At 44.4% G+C, this 20,946-nt stretch carries 17 protein-coding genes and 1 pseudogene; 8 read left to right on the forward strand and 10 right to left on the reverse strand.

All coding sequences use genetic code 11. The features are described 5' to 3' along the window. Positions 1-136: 136 nt before the first annotated feature. The 6 genes from I3X05_RS23220 to I3X05_RS23245 form a co-directional block, all read right to left on the reverse strand. Entirely contained in the window at positions 137-1,450 is a 1,314-nt protein-coding gene (locus I3X05_RS23220) for an HlyD family type I secretion periplasmic adaptor subunit (protein ID WP_194575439.1), read from the reverse strand. After that, on the reverse strand, positions 1,443-3,647 hold the full coding sequence (locus I3X05_RS23225; RefSeq protein ID WP_337971504.1) for a peptidase domain-containing ABC transporter: 2,205 nt from the start codon (positions 3,645-3,647) through the stop codon (positions 1,443-1,445). Before I3X05_RS23225 ends, I3X05_RS23220 begins: the two co-directional genes overlap by 8 nt. After that, positions 3,644-5,290 (reverse strand): ABC transporter transmembrane domain-containing protein, encoded by a 1,647-nt coding sequence (locus tag I3X05_RS23230; protein WP_337971505.1) that lies wholly within the window; start codon positions 5,288-5,290, stop codon positions 3,644-3,646. The genes I3X05_RS23225 and I3X05_RS23230 overlap by 4 nt, the downstream gene beginning before the upstream one ends. Positions 5,291-5,429: 139 nt before the next feature. Next, positions 5,430-6,665 carry a group II intron reverse transcriptase/maturase gene (gene ltrA / locus I3X05_RS23235; RefSeq protein ID WP_337971506.1) on the reverse strand — a complete coding sequence of 412 codons (1,236 nt, stop codon included), beginning with the start codon at positions 6,663-6,665 and terminating at the stop codon, positions 5,430-5,432. Positions 6,666-6,689: 24 nt separating this feature from the next. Beyond that, positions 6,690-7,817, reverse strand: a complete 1,128-nt coding sequence (locus tag I3X05_RS23240) for an ISAs1 family transposase (protein WP_337970597.1) — start codon at positions 7,815-7,817, stop codon at positions 6,690-6,692. A gap of 53 nt (positions 7,818-7,870) precedes the next feature. Then, positions 7,871-8,170 carry a hypothetical protein gene (locus tag I3X05_RS23245; protein WP_337971458.1) on the reverse strand — a complete coding sequence of 100 codons (300 nt, stop codon included), beginning with the start codon at positions 8,168-8,170 and terminating at the stop codon, positions 7,871-7,873. A gap of 476 nt (positions 8,171-8,646) precedes the next feature. On the opposite strand from I3X05_RS23245, the gene tnpA reads away from it, so the two are divergent. The 4 genes from tnpA (at position 8,647) to I3X05_RS23265 (ending at position 12,419) form a co-directional block, all read left to right on the forward strand. Then, positions 8,647-8,967, forward strand: coding sequence for an IS66 family insertion sequence element accessory protein TnpA (gene tnpA / locus I3X05_RS23250; RefSeq protein ID WP_019283194.1), 321 nt, complete (start codon positions 8,647-8,649; stop codon positions 8,965-8,967). Next, complete coding sequence (tnpB, locus tag I3X05_RS23255; protein ID WP_080536422.1) at positions 8,964-9,317, forward strand: IS66 family insertion sequence element accessory protein TnpB; 354 nt, start codon at positions 8,964-8,966, stop codon at positions 9,315-9,317. Before tnpA ends, tnpB begins: the two co-directional genes overlap by 4 nt. Positions 9,318-9,376: 59 nt before the next feature. Next, on the forward strand, positions 9,377-10,906 hold the full coding sequence (gene tnpC, locus I3X05_RS23260) for an IS66 family transposase (protein ID WP_337971459.1): 1,530 nt from the start codon (positions 9,377-9,379) through the stop codon (positions 10,904-10,906). Positions 10,907-11,435: 529 nt separating this feature from the next. Continuing rightward, positions 11,436-12,419 carry a hypothetical protein gene (locus I3X05_RS23265; protein WP_337971507.1) on the forward strand — a complete coding sequence of 328 codons (984 nt, stop codon included), beginning with the start codon at positions 11,436-11,438 and terminating at the stop codon, positions 12,417-12,419. Positions 12,420-12,725: 306 nt separating this feature from the next. On the opposite strand, the gene I3X05_RS23270 is transcribed toward I3X05_RS23265, so the two are convergent. Together I3X05_RS23270 and I3X05_RS23275 are read right to left on the reverse strand one after the other, a co-directional pair. Then, on the reverse strand, positions 12,726-13,358 hold the full coding sequence (locus I3X05_RS23270; RefSeq protein WP_337971460.1) for a hypothetical protein: 633 nt from the start codon (positions 13,356-13,358) through the stop codon (positions 12,726-12,728). Then, a complete protein-coding gene (locus I3X05_RS23275) occupies positions 13,358-14,257 on the reverse strand; it encodes a nucleotidyltransferase domain-containing protein (protein WP_337971461.1) in 900 nt (299 codons plus the stop codon). Before I3X05_RS23275 ends, I3X05_RS23270 begins: the two co-directional genes overlap by 1 nt. A gap of 722 nt (positions 14,258-14,979) precedes the next feature. Here I3X05_RS23275 and I3X05_RS23280 point away from each other — a divergent pair. After that, complete coding sequence (locus I3X05_RS23280; RefSeq protein WP_337971508.1) at positions 14,980-15,090, forward strand: ParB family protein; 111 nt, start codon at positions 14,980-14,982, stop codon at positions 15,088-15,090. A 220-nt stretch (positions 15,091-15,310) separates the two neighbouring features. Here the strand turns inward: I3X05_RS23280 and I3X05_RS23285 are convergent, their stop codons facing one another. After that, a complete protein-coding gene (locus I3X05_RS23285) occupies positions 15,311-15,868 on the reverse strand; it encodes a hypothetical protein (protein WP_193158045.1) in 558 nt (185 codons plus the stop codon). A gap of 451 nt (positions 15,869-16,319) precedes the next feature. Between I3X05_RS23285 and I3X05_RS23290 the strand changes: the two genes are divergently transcribed. Both I3X05_RS23290 and I3X05_RS23295 read left to right on the forward strand, forming a co-directional pair. After that, positions 16,320-17,333 carry a DNA mismatch repair protein gene (locus I3X05_RS23290; protein ID WP_337971462.1) on the forward strand — a complete coding sequence of 338 codons (1,014 nt, stop codon included), beginning with the start codon at positions 16,320-16,322 and terminating at the stop codon, positions 17,331-17,333. Positions 17,334-17,335: 2 nt separating this feature from the next. After that, the gene (locus I3X05_RS23295; protein WP_193277941.1) at positions 17,336-18,256 is read left to right on the forward strand and encodes an AAA family ATPase; all 921 of its coding nucleotides are present in this window, start codon (positions 17,336-17,338) and stop codon (positions 18,254-18,256) included. Positions 18,257-18,505: 249 nt separating this feature from the next. Here the strand turns inward: I3X05_RS23295 and I3X05_RS23300 are convergent. Continuing rightward, a pseudogene (locus tag I3X05_RS23300) lies at positions 18,506-19,408 on the reverse strand (IS1634-like element ISSpu7 family transposase); the annotation flags it as partial. A gap of 310 nt (positions 19,409-19,718) precedes the next feature. Here I3X05_RS23300 and I3X05_RS23305 point away from each other — a divergent pair. Beyond that, positions 19,719-20,899 (forward strand): IS3 family transposase gene (locus tag I3X05_RS23305; RefSeq protein ID WP_193158292.1). Its coding sequence is split into 2 segments (ribosomal slippage): positions 19,719-19,986 and positions 19,986-20,899, totalling 1,182 coding nucleotides; the frame shifts between segments, so codons are not numbered across the junction. Positions 20,900-20,946 lie beyond the last annotated feature (47 nt).

A 20,946-nucleotide genomic window follows, 5' to 3' on the forward strand; every position in this document is an offset into this window, starting at 1 on the left:
GCTGAAATAGCTTCTTTTAACAAGCAAGATTAAGTAGTTATTTAGTGGATTTGGTATACATGTAAACCCAAAAAAGGAACGCTAGATCGCGTTCCTTTTTATGTGTGATTATTTTAAATGAAATTATAAAAAGAAACTAACGTTCACCAAACGCGACACTCACATTGGTATAAATCGGTTTCCATAGGTACTGAAAAACCGATTTCTCACCCGTGGTAATGTCAACTTCACCGGTCATCCCCGGTAAAATAACAAACTGTTCAGGGTTATCTCTAAAATACGGCTTGTCTACCGACACGATCACCTCGTAGAAAATCTCGCCTCTTTCACTTTGGCTCGTCGTCGGCGAGATACTTTCAACTAACCCCTTCAATGCACCAAATCGGCTGTAGTCAAAGGCATCTACCTTGATACGGGTTGGCTGACCAACGCTCACAAAGCCGATATCTCGTGGAGATAAACGCGCTTTGAATGCGGCTTTTCCACCAACAGGGACAATTTCAACAACAGTACCTCCCGGTTGAATCACGCCACCATTTCTTGTGCTAGGAATACTTTGAACCAAGCCTTGCACTGGGGATTCCATAACCGTATTGACTAACTTAGCTTGACTGGATCGCACTCTTGCGTTCAATGCGGACAAGTCTGAAACCGCTTTGGAGCGTTGATCGCTCACTTCCACTTTAGCCTCAGCGAGTAACTGCTCTATTTTTTGATCATTACTTTCACCTTGACGAATCAACACGGATTTCTTGCCTCGTGCTTCTTCTATCTTTTGTTCGATGGAGGCTAGTTTCTGACGCATTTCGAGTACACGCAAACGGGATATATTTCCCGCTTTGAAACCTTTTTCAAGTATCACTAATTCTTGCTTAGTGGCGGTGAGTTCTTTTTCATAGCTGGGCAACGTCTTTTCAACACTTCTTAGCTGCTCTGATATTTGCTCGCTCTCTTTTTCCAGTACAATTCTTTTTTGGAAATACAACGCTTTTTGGGCATTCAGCTGGGCTTTTTGTTGGCTGACAATGTCGGGAAAGTCCACTTCAAACTCAGCAAAGTTCGGCTCTCGTTGCTCAAGCAGCGCATTCATTCGCTCAACACTCATTTGCAGTGTAACTTGTTGTGATTGCAACTCTTCGAGCGCCGTTTGTTGGAACGTTGCATCAAACTCTACCAACGGCTGACCAACCTCCACCAGCTGCCCCTCTTTCACAAGAATACGTTTTAATTTCCCGCCAATGTCGCTTTGCAGTATCTGCTTCTCTCCTTCAGGAATCACTGCGCCTTTGGCTTTGGCAATTTCATCAACTTGGGTGACGACAGACCAAGTGGCAAAAGCGATAACACACAAAGCAACTGACCACGTCGCCAATGCCAATGTACGAGCCGTATTTTGTGATTCAACAAGTTCACCGTAGCGCTTGCCCTTCTCGATAGATTGTTTAGCCATTAGCGACTCCTTGCTTAGACTCAGATTGTTCTTGTGGGGCTGCATTTTGTTGAGCAGACGGATCTTGTTCTTGGGAAGTTTGAGGCTCTGAAGGCTGTCCCTGCTTCGAAGACTGTTCCGGCTCTAATGGGCCTGCATAAACCACTGCACCTTCATTTAATACCACCACTTTATCGGCAAGCTTGATTAAATCCGGATCGTGGGACGTGTAAATCACCGTTGCTTTTCCTTTTTTCGATTGCACAAACTCACCAAATATACGTTTAGCATTTGGGTGAGCATCAGGCACAGGATTATCCATTAAGAACATTGGGTAGTCATAAACCAGCGCTTTCGCGTCAATGAGGATCTGCGCGACGCTGCCAGACAACATGTCAAAAAGGCTGTCCGGCTGAATACTGCTGATGGAAGTATCGAGCCCACCTGATAATGTCTCGAACCAACGCTTTCCACCGACCATTTCAATTGCAGAGATCATTTTCTGATCTTCGACTTTGTGACCGTCGTTTAGCCACTCTCGAATACTCAGCGTAAGCAAATCAGGATATGCGGCTCGAATGAAACACCAATGGCGATAAAGCTGCGGATCGTATTGAACGAGGTTAACGCCTTCAAGCTCGACCATGCCATTTTGGATAGGCTGCAAGCCAGACAGCACTTCAATTAATGTTGATTTACCGCTCCCAGAAGGGCCGGTAATCGCGACAATTTCACCGGCTTCAATATCAAAACTCACACCATTCAAGGCCGGGCGACTCTGTTTGGGATAGCGCAGTGTCACTTGGTCTAATTTCAAATTAGGCGCTACCACAGGTAACGGGTGATGCTGGTAACTGAATTCACGCTCAGACGGCTGAGACAAAATACGGTTCACTTGCAACTTGGATTGATTAAAGCTATTAAAACGCATCGCGCTATTCGCCAATACCTGAGCAGGGCCTGTCACTTTAGATATCAACATCATTGAAGCAATCAAACCACCAGGGGTCATCACTTGTTCAAAAATAAGTCCTATACCTAACCCCATCACGGCGAGTGTCGACCCCACACCAATGAAATAGTAAATCGAGGTGTACCGGCTCTGGAGAACCGATTGATTAAAGGTCACTGTTGAAGCAAGAAGATTGGCCTTTTTGAAACGTTGAATCCAGTGCTCTGAGAATCCAGCACTGCGAATAAAGGCAAGCTTGGATGACAGCTCATTAGTCATGTTTTGACGATTCGTACCTGCCACTGTCGATTGCATAGAGCGCTTGCTGCTAGAGCGTATCGAGCGTTTTGCTAGCAAGTAATAAAGGATTAAAGAGACGACTGGAACCAGTACCAACCACCCGCCTAAAACACCTATCGCAAGTACAAAAATAAGAATGAATGGTAGGTCAAATAACGCATTTCCTAATGGCCCCGATAGCACACCTGAAATACGCTCTGACAACATCACTTGGTTTTGCTGACTAGAAGAAGCTGTTTGCTGATTTTGAGCATAGCTATTACGAAGCAGACGCTGCACGAGGGATTGAGAAATTTCACGGCTTACTCGGTTCGAAACTGAAGCAAACACGCGGCTACGTAATGTTCTTAACCAGCCCATCATCACAAACAACAACGCTGCACCAATCGCGATACCTTGAAGCTCATGACCTGCGTCTCCACCAATCACGTGGTCATAGATCGACATCGTGATGAAGGGGACGGCAAGTGCAAACAAGTTGGTAATAAAGCTGACCAACAACAATTTAGGAATGATGGGACGAAACGCATGTAACCTTTCGCCAACCCAATCAGGAGAGGCTTTCTCTAATGGCGGACCTTCGATAACGATGCAAAACTGCGGGACATCGGTGATGTCGTCATTGGCGTTAAAAGAAACAAATTGTTTGGATTCTAAATGACCAGAGACCAGCTCATTTTCACCAAGCACCAGTAGAACCAATTTATGCTCGCCAACTTCGTCTAGGTTGGCAACCAAGCGATATGGCAATGCAAGCCTATCGAACAAGGCAAACATATCGTCGATTGATTCAATCCCATTTTCATCGACCCATTGACGTGCAAACAACTGGATATTCGTATTCACTTCCAACTGTTTAAGGACAGAAAGGCTTTCATTTTCTAAATGATTCATCACCTCTTGTCGACCATTCGTATCTGCAAGGTTGTTCGTACCTGAAGGGTTACCAGTATCTAAACGATTCATACAATAGCCTCCTGGTTGTTCTCACTGTCGACCGCAATAGTTCGACTTTCCACTGTAATGATTCGATTAGCCAATTCGCGAAGTTTAGAATGGTAGCTCACCATCAGTATCGTGCGTCCTGCCGTCACTTCTTCTTCCAGAACATTAGCTAGGTTTCCGAGGGCATCTAAATCAAGCGAGGAATCTGGCCTTTCTAACATGATAATGGGTTTATCACTTGCCAGTTGAGTCGCGATATTGAGCATTTTCACGTTGCCCATACTCAGCAGAGACGCACTCGTATGGCCAATTTGTGTCTCTAGTCCATCGGGTAATCGAGTGATTTCCTTGGTTAAACCCAAACGCTTAGCATAGTCACTGGCGCTATGTGTTCTCTCAGGATCAAACCCGCACAAGTTGTCGAGAATAGTACCTGACACCAACTGCCCTTTAACACCGCAGTAGGCCGCAATGTTGGTTACGGATGCGATCGAAACGGTAACTCCGTTAATGGAGCACTCCCCCGCTTTTAGATCGTCAATACCTGCAATCGATGACAATAAATGACTGTTGGTGTGGCGATCCTCACTCTCTAGCAATACCAACTCGCCTTTATTCAATGTGACATCTGCATGAGCGAGTTCACCGTATCTTTCAACGGTCGCTTGCTTGATTTCCAACACCTCAAAGTCAGATAAGTGGCTCTCGGCTTGCTCAGAATCTGAAGAGTCCGATAGTGACAAGTCACTCAATTTTTCTATTGCCTGATTGGCACTGTGTATTGAATTAAGCTTGATTCGAACTCCCACTAAAGCACTTAACGGTGCAACCGCTCGGCCAGATAAAATAGAACATGCTGCCAGCCCACCTGTGGTTAACTGTCCATCCAGCACCCACAAGCTGCCAGTAATCACAAGTAAAACTGACGTCGCTAATGCTGCAAGCTGAATACATTCTTGGGCGAAGGCGTTCTGTTCTTCTTCTCTCGCTTTAGACTGAGAGCGAACATTATTGAGGGATTTAAACTGGTTGAAGATTCGAGACTCAACGGCCTGACGTTTGATTCCTTGAATGGTTTGGCTTAGCAAAATTAAAAACGCTTTTCGCTCCTGCTCATCTTGGGAAGCTTCTTCACTTAGGCTTTTAACGCGAATAGAAGATAACCAAACAATTCCGAGAGTAATCAGCCAAACTGCCAAAGGTATCGCCACCAGTTCACCGCCGATATAAGCCACCAAACCCAAGAAGATCAATGCGAAAGGCAAATCAATAAAGCCTGCAATCACCCCTCCGGAATACCAATCTTTAACTTTGGATACAGAGCCGAGCCCTTCTTCTACGCCACCAACACCTAAATGACGCAGATGACCTGATGAAGCGTTAGTCACCCTTTCAACCAAGGTTTGATAGGTCGCTTTCTCGGTGTTACTGGCCGCGGCAGACAAAAGCCAAGTTCGCACAAACCGGATTAGCGCTTCCATAGCGACAGCCAACGTCGCACCCGCTAATAACAGAGTGGCAGTCCCATAACTCTGGTTAGGTAAGATACGATCGTAAATTTGTAAAACCGTTAGCGGAACGGCGAGAGAAAGAAGATTTATGAGCAAAGAAGGCAGTAGGACTTTCCCCACCACCCCTTTGTTTTTCATTGAACTTGCGGGCATACACAATCCTTATCCATGCTTATGAAATAAGATTGGTACAGGCTACTATGTTATGCAAGGTAAGGGGCTGATTTAGTTTAATTTTAAGACATTGCTAAAGTTTTGTTATTTCGGTCGCGGTAGGAATAGCGGTCACCCGCTACCCCCCGCACAGATCCGTACGTGCGCTACTAACGCATACGGCTCCTACCTTGGGTCTAACGTCAAATCGCTGCTCAGGATAAGGGTGGACAATTCTTGCTTTGGGGATCCAGTAATCAACTAATTTCCTAAAACGTGACCATGTCATCTTATGACGCTGGCTACGCCTTCGCAGCTGCTTTAGCCATGCATTAGTGATCTCTGTAATAAACAGATTTAGGGAGCGACCATTCATTGGGACACCATAATAGTTGATGTGCCCTCGAATAATCTGATTCAGCCACTTTCCAACCTTCCACGGCGGTAAGTGAAGCCTTTTCTTTAGCTCCTGTCTGACACATTTTATCTTACTGATAAGTCGCTTTTTGATTGTCTTCCGCTTGATCACTATGGCCTTTCGGCTCTTAGTCAAGTCACAGTAATGTGTGAATCCAAGGAAATCAAAGGTGCCTGGTCTTTGAACTTTCCCTCTTTTAAAGTCTTCAAAAGCGAATCGTCCAAAGTGTATCAACTTGGTTTTGTCCGGATGAACCGATAAGCCAAATTGAGTGAGGCGTCTTTTCAACCCCTCTAAACACGCATTTGCATCATTTTTATACTGAAAACCGATAACAGCATCGTCAGCGTACCTAACCATGATGACATCGCCGATTGCACTTCGATGCCGTTCTCGGTTCAGCCAAAGATCAAAAGTATAATGAAGATAAACATTTGCCAACAATGGTGAGATCACCGCTCCTTGAGGAGTCCCGAGGAGCGATTTAACTCGCTGGTTATGCTCATCAACGTATCCTACTTTTAACCATTTGGTAATAATTTTGAGCAATGGTTTATCTGCGACTCGATGCTCTAAGAATTGGATCAACCAATCATGTTCTACAGTATCAAAGAACTTGGTTATATCTAAATCAAGCACCCAGTTTATCTTTCTCCGGTTGAGTGCAACATAAAGTGCATCAAGAGCTTGATGCTGACTCCGCTCTGGTCGAAAACCATATGAAAAGCCCATAAAGTCGCTCTCATAGATCGATTCTAGAACTTTACTGACTGCTTGTTGAACAATTTTGTCCCTAATGCATAATATGTTCAGCGGTCGCTGACTACCGTCTTGTTTAGGGATATAAATTCTTCTGGCAGGTTTTGGCTTATATCGTCCTGATTGAATATCTTCACATAGCTGCTTGATGAGTTGTTTTGAGAATAATTGATATTTATCCCATGTTACCCCATCGATCCCTCAGGGCGTCCGCATGAATGGTTAGAATTTAGTCATTGACTTAAATCCAGCAACTAAGACTTGCTCCAAGAAGCCGGGGTTCATCATGCAACGTTTCTGCTTCATTGGCACACTAATTTTGCTTGGCTCAGCTCTTAGCATGTTAAGTGCCATGTGTCTTAAACCTGCCAAATTTTCAGCCGCGTTTTGTCGGTAAATCTGACAAGCGTCTTCTCGCATGCTCACATCTAAAATCCAGTGCATTGACTCTATGCCCCAGTGGGCTCGAATGGCATTTCCTGCCTGCTCCGCGGTCAGGTCTGCTGAACTTATGTAGTAGCGGTACTCCAACTTTGGCGCTTTACCTTTGGCTACTCGGTAATTTTCAACCATGACAATACTGGTGAGTCCGCTCCACGTTGAGAAGTCACCCTCTAACTCACTAGCCTTGAGTACATGGCAAGTACGTGCTTCAACGCGGCCTTTTTGTTTCTCGATTTGATAGGTGGTTTTGTCAATCGGAGCACGGCGGTGTGGGGCGAAGGCTGTCTGTATGGCTGCCGACAACTTGCCTTGATTCCCCTTTACTGCCAACAAGTAATCACCGCCCTTGCTAGTGATCGCCTTGGCAATCTTGGTCTGACAGGCCATCGCATCAATCGTCACGATAGCTCCTCGCAAGTCGAGCATCTTAATAAGCTCTGGAATCGCGGTAATTTCATTGCTTTTATTGTTGGTTTTGAGTTGACCCAGTACCATTTGGTTAGCACTTGCATAGGCGCTCACCATATGGATGGTGCTTTGCCTGTCGTCTCTATCGTAGGAGCCGCGCAAAGTCTTGCCATCAATGGCAACCACCTCACCAAACGTCATGGTATGTACCGCATTCATCCAACCCAGGAAGCAGTCGCGAAACTCGGCAGGATCAATATTTGCAATCAAACGAGCAAAGGTATCGTCGACAGGCACACCGTTTTCAAACAGCCCCTGTTTAAGAAACCACTCATGGTGGCCAAGAACATATTCACGAATGTCAGTCCAGCCTTGACCTCCGGCTATCACGGCACAGATAGACCCAAACAAAATATCAAACAGAGGATAATCAACTTTTGCACTTTGCCGTTTGTCACGGATGATACTGAAATGCGCTTTGATGGTATTAATATTCATGGTCGCTCCCCAAAAGAAGAGCATAAGATCACAGACCGTGCTTCAGGTCAAATTTAACCTTGCGTTGTACAAGAAATGTTCATGATCTTGCCCTGATCGATCCCTGCGGCAGAATCACGCTTGAGAGTGTAAAAGCACTCCATGAGCAATTCTTCCGTTATAAGATGAAGAAGATTGTTAAACTTCAGTGTCTTATTTTGAGCTGCGAGTTTGCGTATGGCCACCAACTTTGACATCACGGGGATCCAGCTCTGTGTCTGGCCGTGGTTAGACTGTTGACCATTTCCCTTGGTCAGGATACTTCCCTCCGCAGACTCCGCGTCTGTTTTACGAGTTTTGTTCGTCTGTTTCATCAGTACTATTATCCTGTCCGACTTCCTATACCATATTTATCTTGCCTGAGAGGGTTCAATAATTATGCCCGATTGATACTTACCGGGACTGTATAGGATCTCCTAGGTTCCGGCGTATAAATTTCTCTGTATGCATAAGGTCTACGACCCCGGGAAGTGTGCCCAAGAACTCACCAAATTACGCTCTTGTCACTATTGGATTCTGCTTCGCTTAACAACATCTCCACTTCCAAACTGAATTTCGTGGCTCAATACTTAGCCTACAGATGCCTCTACTAACACTTCACTAATGCAGTTACCCACACTCAGCGCATAGCTCGAGGACTCAGCGGATGGTTAGTCCTTACTGAGATGGGACTTCCACCCATTATTTATTCGCCAGCTTTGCCTAGCGTTCTAAGCGCGTCATAAACCCCGCATTCTAATCACCTAGCCCGAATAATAAGATCAAACCTCCAACCCAAAGGAGATTTGAAATGGCCAAACGACGCACTAACCAAGAATGGCGAACCCTGTTCGAACACTATGAATCCAGCCAACTATCACAACGATTATTCTGTGAACGTAACGGACTGAGCCTCTCCACTTTTTACGCTAAGCGCCAACAGTTAAAGCACATCGAAAAACCGAACACGGTTGGCTTTGTTAAAGCAGAAGTCGTTGAAAAGACCACAAAGTATCAAGCCACTCACGTTGTCGTTGCCAATATGACGCTGCTCGTCAATGATGTTGAACTGAGCATCCCACAAGGCACGCCAGCGACCTATCTCGCAGAGCTTATCGGTGCGCTGTCATGAAACGTATGCTCAGTGCTCCCGAAATCTATCTCTATCGCGAAAGCGTCGATTTTAGAAAGTCCATCAACGGCCTCGCTGCGATTATCGAAAATGACACCGACTTGCCCTTGGGCAGCGGCGCACTATTCCTCTTCACCAACAAACAGCGCGATAAAGTCAAAGTGTTGTACTGGGATAAAACAGGCTTCGCTCTTTGGTACAAACGTCTTGAAAAAGCGAAGTACAAGTGGCCATCAAAAGAGCAAAATGAGGTGTTTACTCTCACTCAATTCGAGCTTGATAGACTGCTTTCTGGTTTCACGATTATCGGCCACAAACCCGTTAGAATAAACGATTTTACAATGACTTAAGCGATAATAAAGTCTTATCCACCAAGCATTAACGGCATGATTTTAGTATAATCAATGCCATGAAAAAGACGCCAAATATCAACCCAGAAAGCCAAGATGTTGCCGAGCTACAAGCGATGGTGAAAGCGCTGTTGGCGTCAGAAACCCAATTGAAACAAGAGCGTCAATCGCTGCTTGAACAGCTCAAACTTGCCTTCGACCGTCAGTTCGCTAAACGCTCGGAGGCGTTAAAGCCTTACGATGAATCCCAAGGTGACCTCTTCAACGAAGCGGAATGTGAAGCTGCTAAAGAAGAAGAGGTTGAGGTCACGACGACCACCACAACGAAGAAACGCGGTAAACGTCAGCCCCTGCCAAAGACCTTGCCTCGTGAGGTTATCGAACTCGATTTAGACGACGATGAAAAGCAGTGCACTTGCTGCCAACATAGTCTGCATAAAATCGGTGAAGACCGCAGTGAGAAACTTGAGTTCACACCTGCGGTACTTAAAGTGTTGGAATATGTTCGTCCTAAATATGCTTGCCGCCAATGCGAGCAAACTCAGGACAAAAACCACGTCGTTCAAAAGCCAGCGCCGCAAAGCATTATCCCTAAGAGCTTCGCCACAGAAAGCTTGTTGGCCAATATCATCCTCGGCAAATATCAATACGCGATGCCACTTTACCGCCAAGAGTCACTGTTTACCCAATCGGGTATCGAACTCTCACGAACCACGATGGCAAGGTGGATTATCCAAGTCAGTGAGAAGTTCGCCCCGCTTTACGCGGCCTTAAAAACGCACCTGCTAGAGCAAGTGGTGGTTCAGGCGGATGAAACGCCGCTCAATGTCCTCAAGGAAGACAAGCAATGTTATATGTGGCTTTACTGCTCAGGCGCGGACTCGCCAGATGCCGCACTCCCTAATGTGAGAAATATCGTCTTGTATGACTATCAAAACAGTCGCGCGAGGTCGTGCCCTGTTGCCTTCTTGGGCGACTATGATGGGTATCTGCAAACCGATGGCTATGGTGTTTATGATGGGCTTCATCGAGTCACCAATGTCGGTTGCTTTGCGCATGCTCGGCGCAAGTTCATGGAGGCGAAAAAGCTTCAAGGCAAAGGTAAGTCAGGCAAAGCGGATAAAGCGCTGGCCAAAATCCAGAAGCTTTATGGGATAGAATCACGCTTAAAAGGTGCCAGTGCCGAAAAACGGAAAGCAGAGCGCCAAGAGCATGCTAAGCCGATACTGGATGAGCTTTATGAATGGATGACAACTCAGAAAGTGCTTGAGTCTAGCCCGCTGGGTAAAGCGATAAAATACACGCTCGGCCAATGGCCGAAGCTCACCCGCTATATCGATGACGGTCACTTATCGATAGACAACAACCGAGCTGAACGCGCAATAAAACCGCTGGTTATTGGGAGAAAGAACTGGCTCTTCTCGACCAATCCCAATGGAGCTGAAGCGAGCGCGATGCTTTACAGTATCGTCGAGACAGCGAAAGCCAACGGCCTTATCCTTTACGACTACATGGTCAAGTGCATGAAAGAGCTAGCGAAATCTGAGCCTGATATCGATGCGCTCCTACCTTGGAACTTCAAACATTAGCAACATCAGCCGGTGGGATCATGGGGCGCATACGTTATTTCGAGAGAATCTTACAGCCAAAATCGCACGTTATCACTAATTTAACCTGAACTCTGGATAAGAAACTGAGCTGGCAGAGGAACTAATTGCTCGTTCCCCGATCTGATCATTCGACCAAAAGGAAGTCCAAAAGGCTAGCTCGTAACTCTTGGAAAGAACCTGCTCCGACTGCTTTATAAGTTGCTGGGTATCAAACGATGCCTTCGTGGAGGCTTGAGCCTAGTGCAGTGAAAGTTGCACGCTGGGTTCTTAGGGAGACGGCACTTGGTAACAGGTGTCGTCCACCCGACATTTGTGAGTTACGAAGTGCAGTCTGTGAAAGCTCGGAACAGAAGTTCATTTACCGAGAATTGCACATCGTTTACGTTGATTTGCATTATATAGTCTATATCTACGCGCCAGCGCCAGCTATCTCACCAGTCCAACATATTGATCTGTTGAGATTAATTATCTACACTTAAGCTCCATGCTAACGACAGAATTTTTATTGATGATTATTACAAATAATAGAGTATTAGCTCTTTCGTCTATCGCCGTGTTGTTGGCTGGTTGTTCTCCATCCTCCGACCTAACTGTTAGCGGAAGTGTCAGTGATTACAAAGGTTCAGCTAGCATTACTCAAGGTCTCGCAAAAACAGTAGAAGAAAACCTTTTTGAGTGTGCGAATGGTCGAAGCCGTGTTGCAGGCATTGGTGAAATTGCTGATGCTAGCGGAAAGGTATGGACAGTTCCTGCTCAAAACCATTTTACAACTGCGCCAAAAGTGGTCGATCTTTATGAAGAGTGCGCCAACATCACTCCTGAAAGCATTGCCGATGTGGACGAAGACTCAGTCCCTGTGACCATAGTTGATGCAAATGGTGAAGAGATCACTGGTTACATCTTTGCTGACAACTACTTCGAGTTATATATCAATGGTCAGCTTGTTGCGGTAGACACCGTACCCTTTACGCCGTTTAACTCTAGTATCGTAAAGTTCAAAGTAAATAAGCCATACACTATTGCTGTAAAAGTAATTGATTGGGAAGAAAACTTAGGTTTAGGTACAGAAGATAACCGTGGCAAGGCATTCCACCCAGGTGATGGTGGCTTTATCGCAAGCTTTAGTGATGGCACTATGACGAGTTCCGACTGGCAAGCACAGACATTTTATACTGCACCAGTCTATGATTTAAGCTGCCTGAGTGAGGTTGATGGTAAACGCTTATCGGAGAACTGCACAACAAAAGGCACAGATAACGGTGCAAATGCTTATGCAGCTCACTGGGAGACCCCAAGTAACTGGATGGCAAAAGACTTCGATGCCGTTTCATGGCCTCAAGCGACTGAATATTCAGAAGATGAAATTGGTGTGAACAACAAAAAATCTTACATGAACTTCATTGAGAAATTTAGTGGTGCTGGGGCAAGTTTTATTTGGTCAACAAACGTTGTTTTGGATAATGAAGTCCTACTGAGGTACGAAGTGAAATAACTTTAACCTCTCACTTCAAGAAGCAGTTATATCTCAACTTAACAGATATAGCTGCTTACCTTTCTTCGTTCGTTACTTCTACAGCTTCTTTCCTTCCCCAACAGGTTATGGGGCAATTTCGTGTTACATACCCCGTCAGCACACCTTTGGACAGAAATCTGTTAGACCTTATGCTCTAAAGCAAACACTTCGGATAATTTCGGATTGGGTAAAGCGAAGCAGACGGCTTTGTTGTTCGAGAGCATTGGCTGCTGATGCAACCAAAAGAATGCTATTGCCTATTGACCCGAGAAGGGATCATATCTGTTAGTCGCCGATTTCACGCTCTGCTTGCTCATATGTGCTATATAATTTTTCCACACGACCAACCAATTTCATTCCACCTTTGGTTGCTCTATCTGTCCAATAATGCCCTGCTAGTTCTTCGACTGGAGAACCATGAATTTCTAGGGCGAAAGAGCCATGATGCATTTCGCTTCTTACACCCTGTAATTCAATTTTGGGTTCATTTCGATAAACACCAACTAGCTTGAACAGATCTTCATCTTCTTGCTGCTCTATACTGTGAGCCACCAAAACGGATCTAGATTCCTTTGTCATCAGCCTCAAACTAAGAGATGTTAACGATTGCCTGATGACTGCATATCCATAGATTGGCGCAATGCCTTCACCAGTGTTAGGGTCTATCCAACTACTTTTCAGCTCAACTTTCCACGTCCCCCTCAAGTCCGGTCTTTTAACATACCAACCTTTAAATATTTTCCATGACCACATGTATTTGTTAAACAAGGTTACAAACAGAGTTATTACACCGACTACTGTACCAAATGGTTTTACAAAGTCCGCACTGAGTACAGGCATACCTTGAACCCAAAGTGCAAGTAACCAAACCGCGATCGTGAGACCAATAAATGATGAAATATGAAGTCTAGTTAGCATTACTCGTGACCTATGTAGTCCCATGCATCGCTTAAGAACTGATGCGCTCCCTGCCTCGTCCAAGGCTGTGAGCCTCGAAATAAGTACTTAAGCTCACTAACTTCACCCCATTCAGAACATTTTTCATCATTAATTGTATTGTTAAAAGTTTCAGCAAGAACTGCACGAACCATTTGGTTATATGTTGAATAGTTGAAGCAGGAGTTTGAAGCATTAAAAACTAAGCATTCGATCAAAAAGCTGGGAGCGTCTTTGGCTGACTTGATACCATTTTCGGCCATTTCATTGGATAGCGTTTTAAGAATCCGAACAACGCGCTTGTATCTTCTGGATGTAGCGTCGTTCTTTGATACGCCATTAGCATAATGTTGCTCTGGCCAATTTCGTACGATAAACGGTTTGCCATCATCAGGCCGCATTTCTACGCCTGATAAGTACCTAGTGGTAGACATATACCTTCTATGTTCAAAGAACGCTGCTACGTCTGACTCTACTCGATAAGTGTTTTCCTTAATGTCGAAAGACTTACTACCTCTAGATACGGAAGCTCTACCAAATCGAGCAACTAGAGCTTCTTCAAGCTCATTTTTAAAAGTCAAATAAGTGTAATTGCCATCGCTAAAACTTTTATTCAATTCTGCTTTGACGTTATCGTCATGATATTCTGGGAAAAAAGCGTCATAACAAATTACACCGATATCAACGTCACTATCTTTTCTTACATTTACCCGATTTCTGTAAGAACCTTGAGTAATTACTTTTATATTTCGACTTTGCAGCTTAGAGCTATTTTGAATTGCCTGCCTGATTTGGCGTTCTGCGTTTTCAGCTCGCTCCTGCTCAGTTTGACTTGGCCCTTGCGCCCATCTTGAAAAAATTGACTCCCAATCCCTACTCATTCTTGTTCCTTTAGTGAAGCATTTTAGCAACTAACAATTTATTCGATCCCAAACAGGGGCTTTCAAACACTCCATTTGGTTTTTTATACATCTAATGAAAACTGAACTCTATCGTAACCACATGTTTTTGCTAGGGTAGCATGTAATACTTCAAAAGCGAGAATGAGAAATACGACAAAATGGGGGATTTTTACGCAGCTCACGGTTGGCATTAGAAATCTCGGGATGAGATGGGGGCCGTTAGTTTTCGCCAGCACGAAAAGGGGCATTTCTGTGTTACTAAGTGCCTCCTGTGGCAGGTATTTAAAGAGTCGCTTTTATCTTGCTTGACCGTAAAACTTAGCAGCTCTTATAAAGGCAGCTTGCTCCACTCGGGTCACAAACTCTAACTATGCCGATTCCACTCATTCTAAAGTCAATTTTGCTTAGGTTCGCGTCACCCGCATCGAGAATTTTTTCAAATTCAGCAGATCCAGCCGCGATCTCGTCTGGCCGCTCACTCACCCTTTTAAACTTGATAATAGATTTTTCGTTGTTCGGTAAGGTCATGAAACTATTGGGAAGTAATGCGAACGAATTAGATTTTTTGTCGATCGGGTTCAGGAGAAATTTGTCAATGTTCAGGCTGAACAGCCCCTTGATGAAACCAAGTTAGACATCATTGCCGCGATAAAAGCAGAGTTAAAATCACTGAAGCAAAACAAGTGAAAGAGCAAGCTGAAGTGACTCCACTCGCCCAGTTTAACAGCAAAGGCGTTTTTGCCCGTAAGCGAGTAAAAGGCCGCAATTTCTCGTATGAGTTTGGCCACTTTTCTAAAAGACGTGCAAAGTGAACTCGATCAGGCGATCGCGGCTGTACTGGAGAAGTATCAAGGCTGTTGAACCTGTTGTGAATCTCACAATAGGCCGTTATATAAGATCGTTAGTGCAGAATACTTAAAGCGTTGCTGCTAATTGCCGATAACGGAAAGTAATATGAACGCCGCTATGATCAGTCCAGGCACAAACCATCTTGGAACAGGCCTGTCTTCACAGAGCGACGTACATACAAACCTACTTCCCACCATCCATAATGTAGTTAACCGCTTTAGCTCCAGCAGCTGCCATTTGTGTCATCGCATTTGATGTATTCAGGACGTTAGAAAGACTATCGACACAGTTGTCGCACCAAGCACCGCCAATAGTATGTTCAATGGGATGAATTTTAGACTGACTGTGAATCGTATTTTTGCTTACATTGAGTGTTGCCATAGTTTCACCAACCAGAATATCGCGCTCACAATGGTGACATTGGCAAATTACTTGAGGCATCATTTTATCTTCAATTTCATGTTTAATCGGAGTTGATTCTGGATGATGAGAATCAGCAATAATGTCGAGCACTCTAGATAATCCTTCAGGTGTTCCTGCCTGATATCTATTCACCGAGGATTCTCGGCTAATACTGTTAATTGAATCTCGTAGTTCTTTACCTATAGCGAGGTCACTACCTTGACTATCAATCATCCTTTCCAACTGTTCTTCAAAATCAGGTGGCAGGTGACTATTTAAACCAGTCTGCTTTTTGTCATTCATATCAAAATCCTTCTTATTATTTAAGTACTTAGACATTGTTGTTAATACCCTAACATCAGGGTTAAAGCGAATGATAACCTTTATGCACTTTACCTCTACAATGTAATCCTTTAAAACGACGTATTTCTTAAAGTTTTCTTTCGTTAGAAAGATAAATGTCACATCTGTTGCATACTGAAGTTCAACACACTCTAGCTCTTTCTAAAAATCAATGAAGGACTTTTCTCGCCCTCGCGAGGAAAGTTCTTCGTTGATTGTCGCAGCTCGTCTGAACGAGTGAGAATAAGAACTTGAATATCTAAAGATATTCTTAAAGATCTAGGAAGATCCTCAAAACTATACCAGTTGACCTATTTGATATACCAGTTGACGGTGATCAGTATCCCAGTTGACAGAAAAACTATACCAGTTGACAGAAAAATGTTTGTAAAAGATATCCCAGTTGACATAATATCGCTATCTAGGTATCCCAGTTGACATAGTGATCATGTTCGAAGAAACGAAAGATCTATCCGTAATTGATGAAAAAGACAGAGCTAATAAATTTATCAGCTCCCTACTATTCTCACGAGCAACGGTTTTTCATCCTTCTGCTCGAATGACGCCATCTATGAGCAAAAGGATGGCTGAAGTCGCATCAATGGGCGGGGTTTCATTTGATCATCCCCTAGAGGTTGTGACTGTAAACTCATTTGGTAAAAATTTCCGAGTCGAGCTGCACAATAACTACCTGTTACACGCCCACCGAGATGTGCTTGAGACGCTTCTAGCCTATGCGAAATTGATTAAGCTGGATGATGAGGCGTATAAGAGCGGCGGCAAAATGACTTGGAGAGCGGTGCTAGGAACGTTAAATGATGCTCAAACACTTCCAAACTCAAGTGAGCAAAGTTTAGACGAGGGGATTGATAGCAACGCGATAGTTCTATCTATGAGCATGTATGAGCTTGCGACCCGAATGAAGATAAAGCCGACACGATCTAACTATCGGTTGATCGAGGATAGGATCTTTCAGCTCAACACATCAAAGCTTTTCATTTGTGAAATGGATTCAGATGGCCACATTTCAAGCCGTAAGCCTTTGAGTTTCGTAAAAGAATTCATGCTTTGCTATGACAAATCTAAAAACAAAAACGGCAAGAGTGACGATGTTGTCGCCAACCACATCTTTGTTGTTCCTGATCAAAGGCTCTTAGAAGCCATCAAATCCCATGGCTATTACTACCGACTTGAGCAGCACAAAATCACAAACTATCGTTCTTACGCTGTCCGTTCGTTCATTAAATGGCTCACCACGCATAATCTCGATTTTCTGCATACAAAAAAATTAAGCTGGGCGATTGAGGAATATATGAACTCGGTGGCGTCCAATGTGGGTGCGTCATTCAGATACGATCTTAAGCGAAGCTTACTGGAGGTTAGGGATCAGATTGAGTCCGATTTTAACCTGCAAATCGTCTCCGTCGATGGCCGTGAACATCAATTCTTCAAGGTGACGTAGTCATGATTAAAAATCTAAACTCATTGCTGAATGACCAGACTATTTCGGAAGTCCCTTTTGTTCTAAAAGGTTTGGTTAAAGCTTCCATCGGTATGCTGATTGCTGCTCCCAGCGCTGGAAAAAGTCATCTAGCATTGTCGATAGCGATAGAACATGCTTCGTCAGCGGTGACGCTCGGGCTTTCATGTGCTGAGACGCCGAGAAAAGTACTGATTGTCAGCTCTGAGGATAGCAGTGCGGTTTTGCGGGAACGTATGGTGGAAAAGCTCAAATCATTTTCACCTGATATTCAAAATGAACTGCTTAGTAACCTGCTTTTTCTCACCGAGCAAACGCCGTTGATAGCGCCGCCAGAGGCGAATAAAGATGAGCATGACGCGGCCAGTCTGTATGTGAATAATCTCGTTCAATCTGCGGTTGATAATGACGTTGATCTAATTATTGTTGATACCGTCACGGAAGCCGTTGGCAGCTGTGATGAAGTGAAACACGACAAGCACATCAAGGCGGGATTTCAAGCCATCGCAAGACGCACAGGGGCTGCTATTTTGCTTGTTCATCACGTCAATAAAAATGAAATTCGTGGAGAGCAAGAAGTGACCATGGCCTCTGGTGCCGGGCTTAGCTCTGTTATGCGGCTGGTTAAGTTTTTAATCACGATAAAAGCGGAAAAAAATGAGAGAAAAGTCAGGTTCTTGAAGTCCAACTATCTGCCTCAAAGTGAGGAAAGGGAGTTTGATATTGAGTTTGTTGACGGTGTTTTATCGCGAAAAGGGGTATTGAGTTTTGCTCCACCGAAAAAACAAAAAGCGGAGAAACCAAGAATTGCGAAAGCAATTCAGGAAGAACCCGAGGTTTTGAGTATCACGCCAAAGCCGAAAAGAAAAAATGAGAGTGAAAATGACCTAAGGGATGTTCTTTAGGTCCCCTGCCCTACATCACTTTTGAAGGTTTCCAGTGGGGGCCTACAGAAGTGGTGTGCAAATTCTACGTGATCTGACAGTAGCTATCTGAAGGCTCTCTACAGTCGGCAGCAAGTAAGTTATTTCTTGATAAAAACTGTTTTAGTGCTTTTGAACTAGTTGACATGATTCAGATTAGAATATGTATAGTTCCGATCATACGCGTAGTTGGCCAAATAAAGTCATGTCCGAAAATTTGGGGCCACTTCTGTTCTTGAAGAAAGTGATTTCTTCCCGCTTGGTGGCCTGTTCACTGTGAACGAGCAACCAACGTTGATTGACCTTTCCGTAATCCGAGTCTATCCAACATCCTGAGTAGCCATGACCGATAGCGATTAATTGCTCTGGTTCTAGCGCAAGCAGTGCTTGTTTTGCGAGCTTGATGGTCATGGGTACACGGGTAATGAACTTTTGATTTTGCTCATCTAGCGAGGAGATGCTTTCTTCGGTGTACAAAGCGGCATCAGCGATAAAGTAACGACTATTTTGCGCGGCTTTTAGGCAATGTATGTGTCTTTTAGTGACTTAAGCGAATGCCTTGGCATCATTGGTGTTGCCACTCAGTGCTTGCATGTAAACAGGAATACCTGCTTGGTTTTCACAGATGAGTTCAAGCACGACTTGGTTAAGCTCTGGTCTATGATCACGACTGTAGCCTCTTACAAGCTTAATCACGTTGGTGTTTTCATCTTGTGCATACTCACCATCAACGTGGAAGCTAGTGATATCAAGATGAACAGAATCGGTCGTCAAGCCCAGTTTATCAACAACACGCTCAGCAATAACCTGATAGAGCGCTGAGACATCGGCTTTGTATAGAGCATCTAAGGTGCGGCCTAGTACATCATCAGTAAGGTGGTGTGCTTCAATGTCTTTGGCGAGTAGCTTAGACACAGGCTTGGTCTTAAAAAAGTCCGAGAACATGTGCAATGTTCTGCTATGAAAACCAAGTCCATTTAGGAGCATGGCCAATACCGCGTCACCATGAGAAACATTATGGTCAGAATATTTTGGGATAACGGCATCTATCATCCGTGGCAGGCCAATTTTGTGACAAAAGGCGGCAATGAGACCAAGGTGATCTAAGCGTTTAATAACAGGATGAGTAGACATATTTTGAGACCGTCAAATAGCAATAATAGATCAAAACTGTCGATCGCGGTCAAGATGGTGTCGTGGTTTTTATGAAAAACCGATCGCCAGATCACACTATTTAAATTCTGGAATTAGCTGCGGAATGACGGTTAGATGTGAGCATGCGAGAAGATGCTTGTCAGATTTACCGACAAAACGCGGCTGAAAATTTGGCAGGTTTAAGACACATGGCGCTTAACATGCTAAGAGCTGAGCTGTAGTGGTACAGTAAATTTGGCCACCTAAATAGAGGTGTTAAAATACATCTCAGAGACAAATAGGTGACTTTATGAAAAATCGCACAAGACGAACTTTTAGTGCAGAGTTCAAGCTTGAAGCAGCACAATTAGTAACAGAGCACGGCCATTCGGTGACCGAAGCCGCTAAAGCAATGAATGTCAGTAAATCAGCAATGGATCGCTGGGTACGACAGCTTAAGCAAGAGCAACGAGGTATATCGCCGAAAGCCTCTCCGCTTACTCCAGAACAAATAGAAATTCGTGAACTCAAGAAGAGAATCGCTAACCTTGAGGAGCACAATGAAATTTTAAAAAAGGCTACTGCTCTCTTGATGTCGGACTCACTGAACAATTCTCGATGATCGAGAAACTCAGGAAGAGCTTTAGTGTAAAAACCTTATGCCATGTGTTCAGTGTTCATCGTAGTAGCTACAAGTATTGGCGTAACAGAGACAAACAACTCTCGCCAGAGCAGGTGAAATTGCACTCTATTGTGAGTGACATGCATGAAGCTAGCCACGGCTCAGCAGGTGCACGTACGATTGCTGATATGGTAACCAATATTGAGGGCATACCGCTTAGCCGTTATCGAGCAAGTAAGCTAATGAAATTACTAGGCTTAGTGAGCTGCCAGTCACCTAAACATAAATACAGAAAGGCCGAACAAGAGCATCTTGAGATCCCCAATCTTTTAGGGCGGCAATTTGCTGTGACTCAACCGAATCAGGTTTGGGTTGGTGATGTCACCTATGTATGGGTTGGCCATCGTTGGATGTATTTGGCTGTTGTCATGGATCTGTTTGCACGAAAACCTATTGGTTGGGCAATGTCACTATCGCCAGACAGCAAGCTCACTGGAAAAGCATTGATGATGGCCTTTGAATCTAGGGGCAGGCCCAAAGGGGTCATGTTCCACAGTGATCAGGGTAGCCATTATACGAGTCGCTATTATCGTCAGTTACTATGGCGTTGTCAGATTACACAAAGCCTATCAAGACTAGGCAATTGTTGGGATAATGCGCCGATGGAGCGCTTCTTTAGAAGCCTGAAAAGCGAATGGGTTCCCAGGGCGGGTTATCGTAGTTTTGCAGAGGCGCAACAAGAGATCATTCGATACATTATTGGATATTACAGCCAACTTAGGCCACATCAGTATAACGGTGGGTTAACGCCCAATGAATCGGAACGCTTGTATTGGGAAAACTCTAAAACCGTGGCCAATTTTAGTTGACCACTACAAGCCAAGCAAAATTAGTGTGCCAATGAAGCAGAAACGTT

The organism is Vibrio navarrensis (assembly GCF_015767675.1).
GTDB lineage: Bacteria > Pseudomonadota > Gammaproteobacteria > Enterobacterales > Vibrionaceae > Vibrio.

Excerpts from the sequence above, each read along its gene's own strand:
- I3X05_RS23225 (WP_337971504.1), bottom strand. The coding sequence starts at position 3,647 with ATGAATCGTTTAGATACTGGTAACCCTTCAGGTACGAACAACCTTGCA.
- I3X05_RS23245 (WP_337971458.1), bottom strand. The coding sequence starts at position 8,170 with ATGAAACAGACGAACAAAACTCGTAAAACAGACGCGGAGTCTGCGGAG.
- I3X05_RS23270 (WP_337971460.1), bottom strand. The coding sequence starts at position 13,358 with ATGCTAACTAGACTTCATATTTCATCATTTATTGGTCTCACGATCGCG.
- I3X05_RS23290 (WP_337971462.1), top strand. The coding sequence starts at position 16,320 with ATGTTCGAAGAAACGAAAGATCTATCCGTAATTGATGAAAAAGACAGA.
- I3X05_RS23295 (WP_193277941.1), top strand. The coding sequence starts at position 17,336 with ATGATTAAAAATCTAAACTCATTGCTGAATGACCAGACTATTTCGGAA.
- tnpB (WP_080536422.1), top strand. The coding sequence starts at position 8,964 with ATGAAACGTATGCTCAGTGCTCCCGAAATCTATCTCTATCGCGAAAGC.
- I3X05_RS23265 (WP_337971507.1), top strand. The coding sequence starts at position 11,436 with ATGATTATTACAAATAATAGAGTATTAGCTCTTTCGTCTATCGCCGTG.
- I3X05_RS23230 (WP_337971505.1), bottom strand. The coding sequence starts at position 5,290 with ATGCCCGCAAGTTCAATGAAAAACAAAGGGGTGGTGGGGAAAGTCCTA.
- I3X05_RS23240 (WP_337970597.1), bottom strand. The coding sequence starts at position 7,817 with ATGAATATTAATACCATCAAAGCGCATTTCAGTATCATCCGTGACAAA.
- I3X05_RS23285 (WP_193158045.1), bottom strand. The coding sequence starts at position 15,868 with ATGTCTAAGTACTTAAATAATAAGAAGGATTTTGATATGAATGACAAA.
- I3X05_RS23220 (WP_194575439.1), bottom strand. The coding sequence starts at position 1,450 with ATGGCTAAACAATCTATCGAGAAGGGCAAGCGCTACGGTGAACTTGTT.
- tnpC (WP_337971459.1), top strand. The coding sequence starts at position 9,377 with ATGAAAAAGACGCCAAATATCAACCCAGAAAGCCAAGATGTTGCCGAG.
- I3X05_RS23275 (WP_337971461.1), bottom strand. The coding sequence starts at position 14,257 with ATGAGTAGGGATTGGGAGTCAATTTTTTCAAGATGGGCGCAAGGGCCA.
- tnpA (WP_019283194.1), top strand. The coding sequence starts at position 8,647 with ATGGCCAAACGACGCACTAACCAAGAATGGCGAACCCTGTTCGAACAC.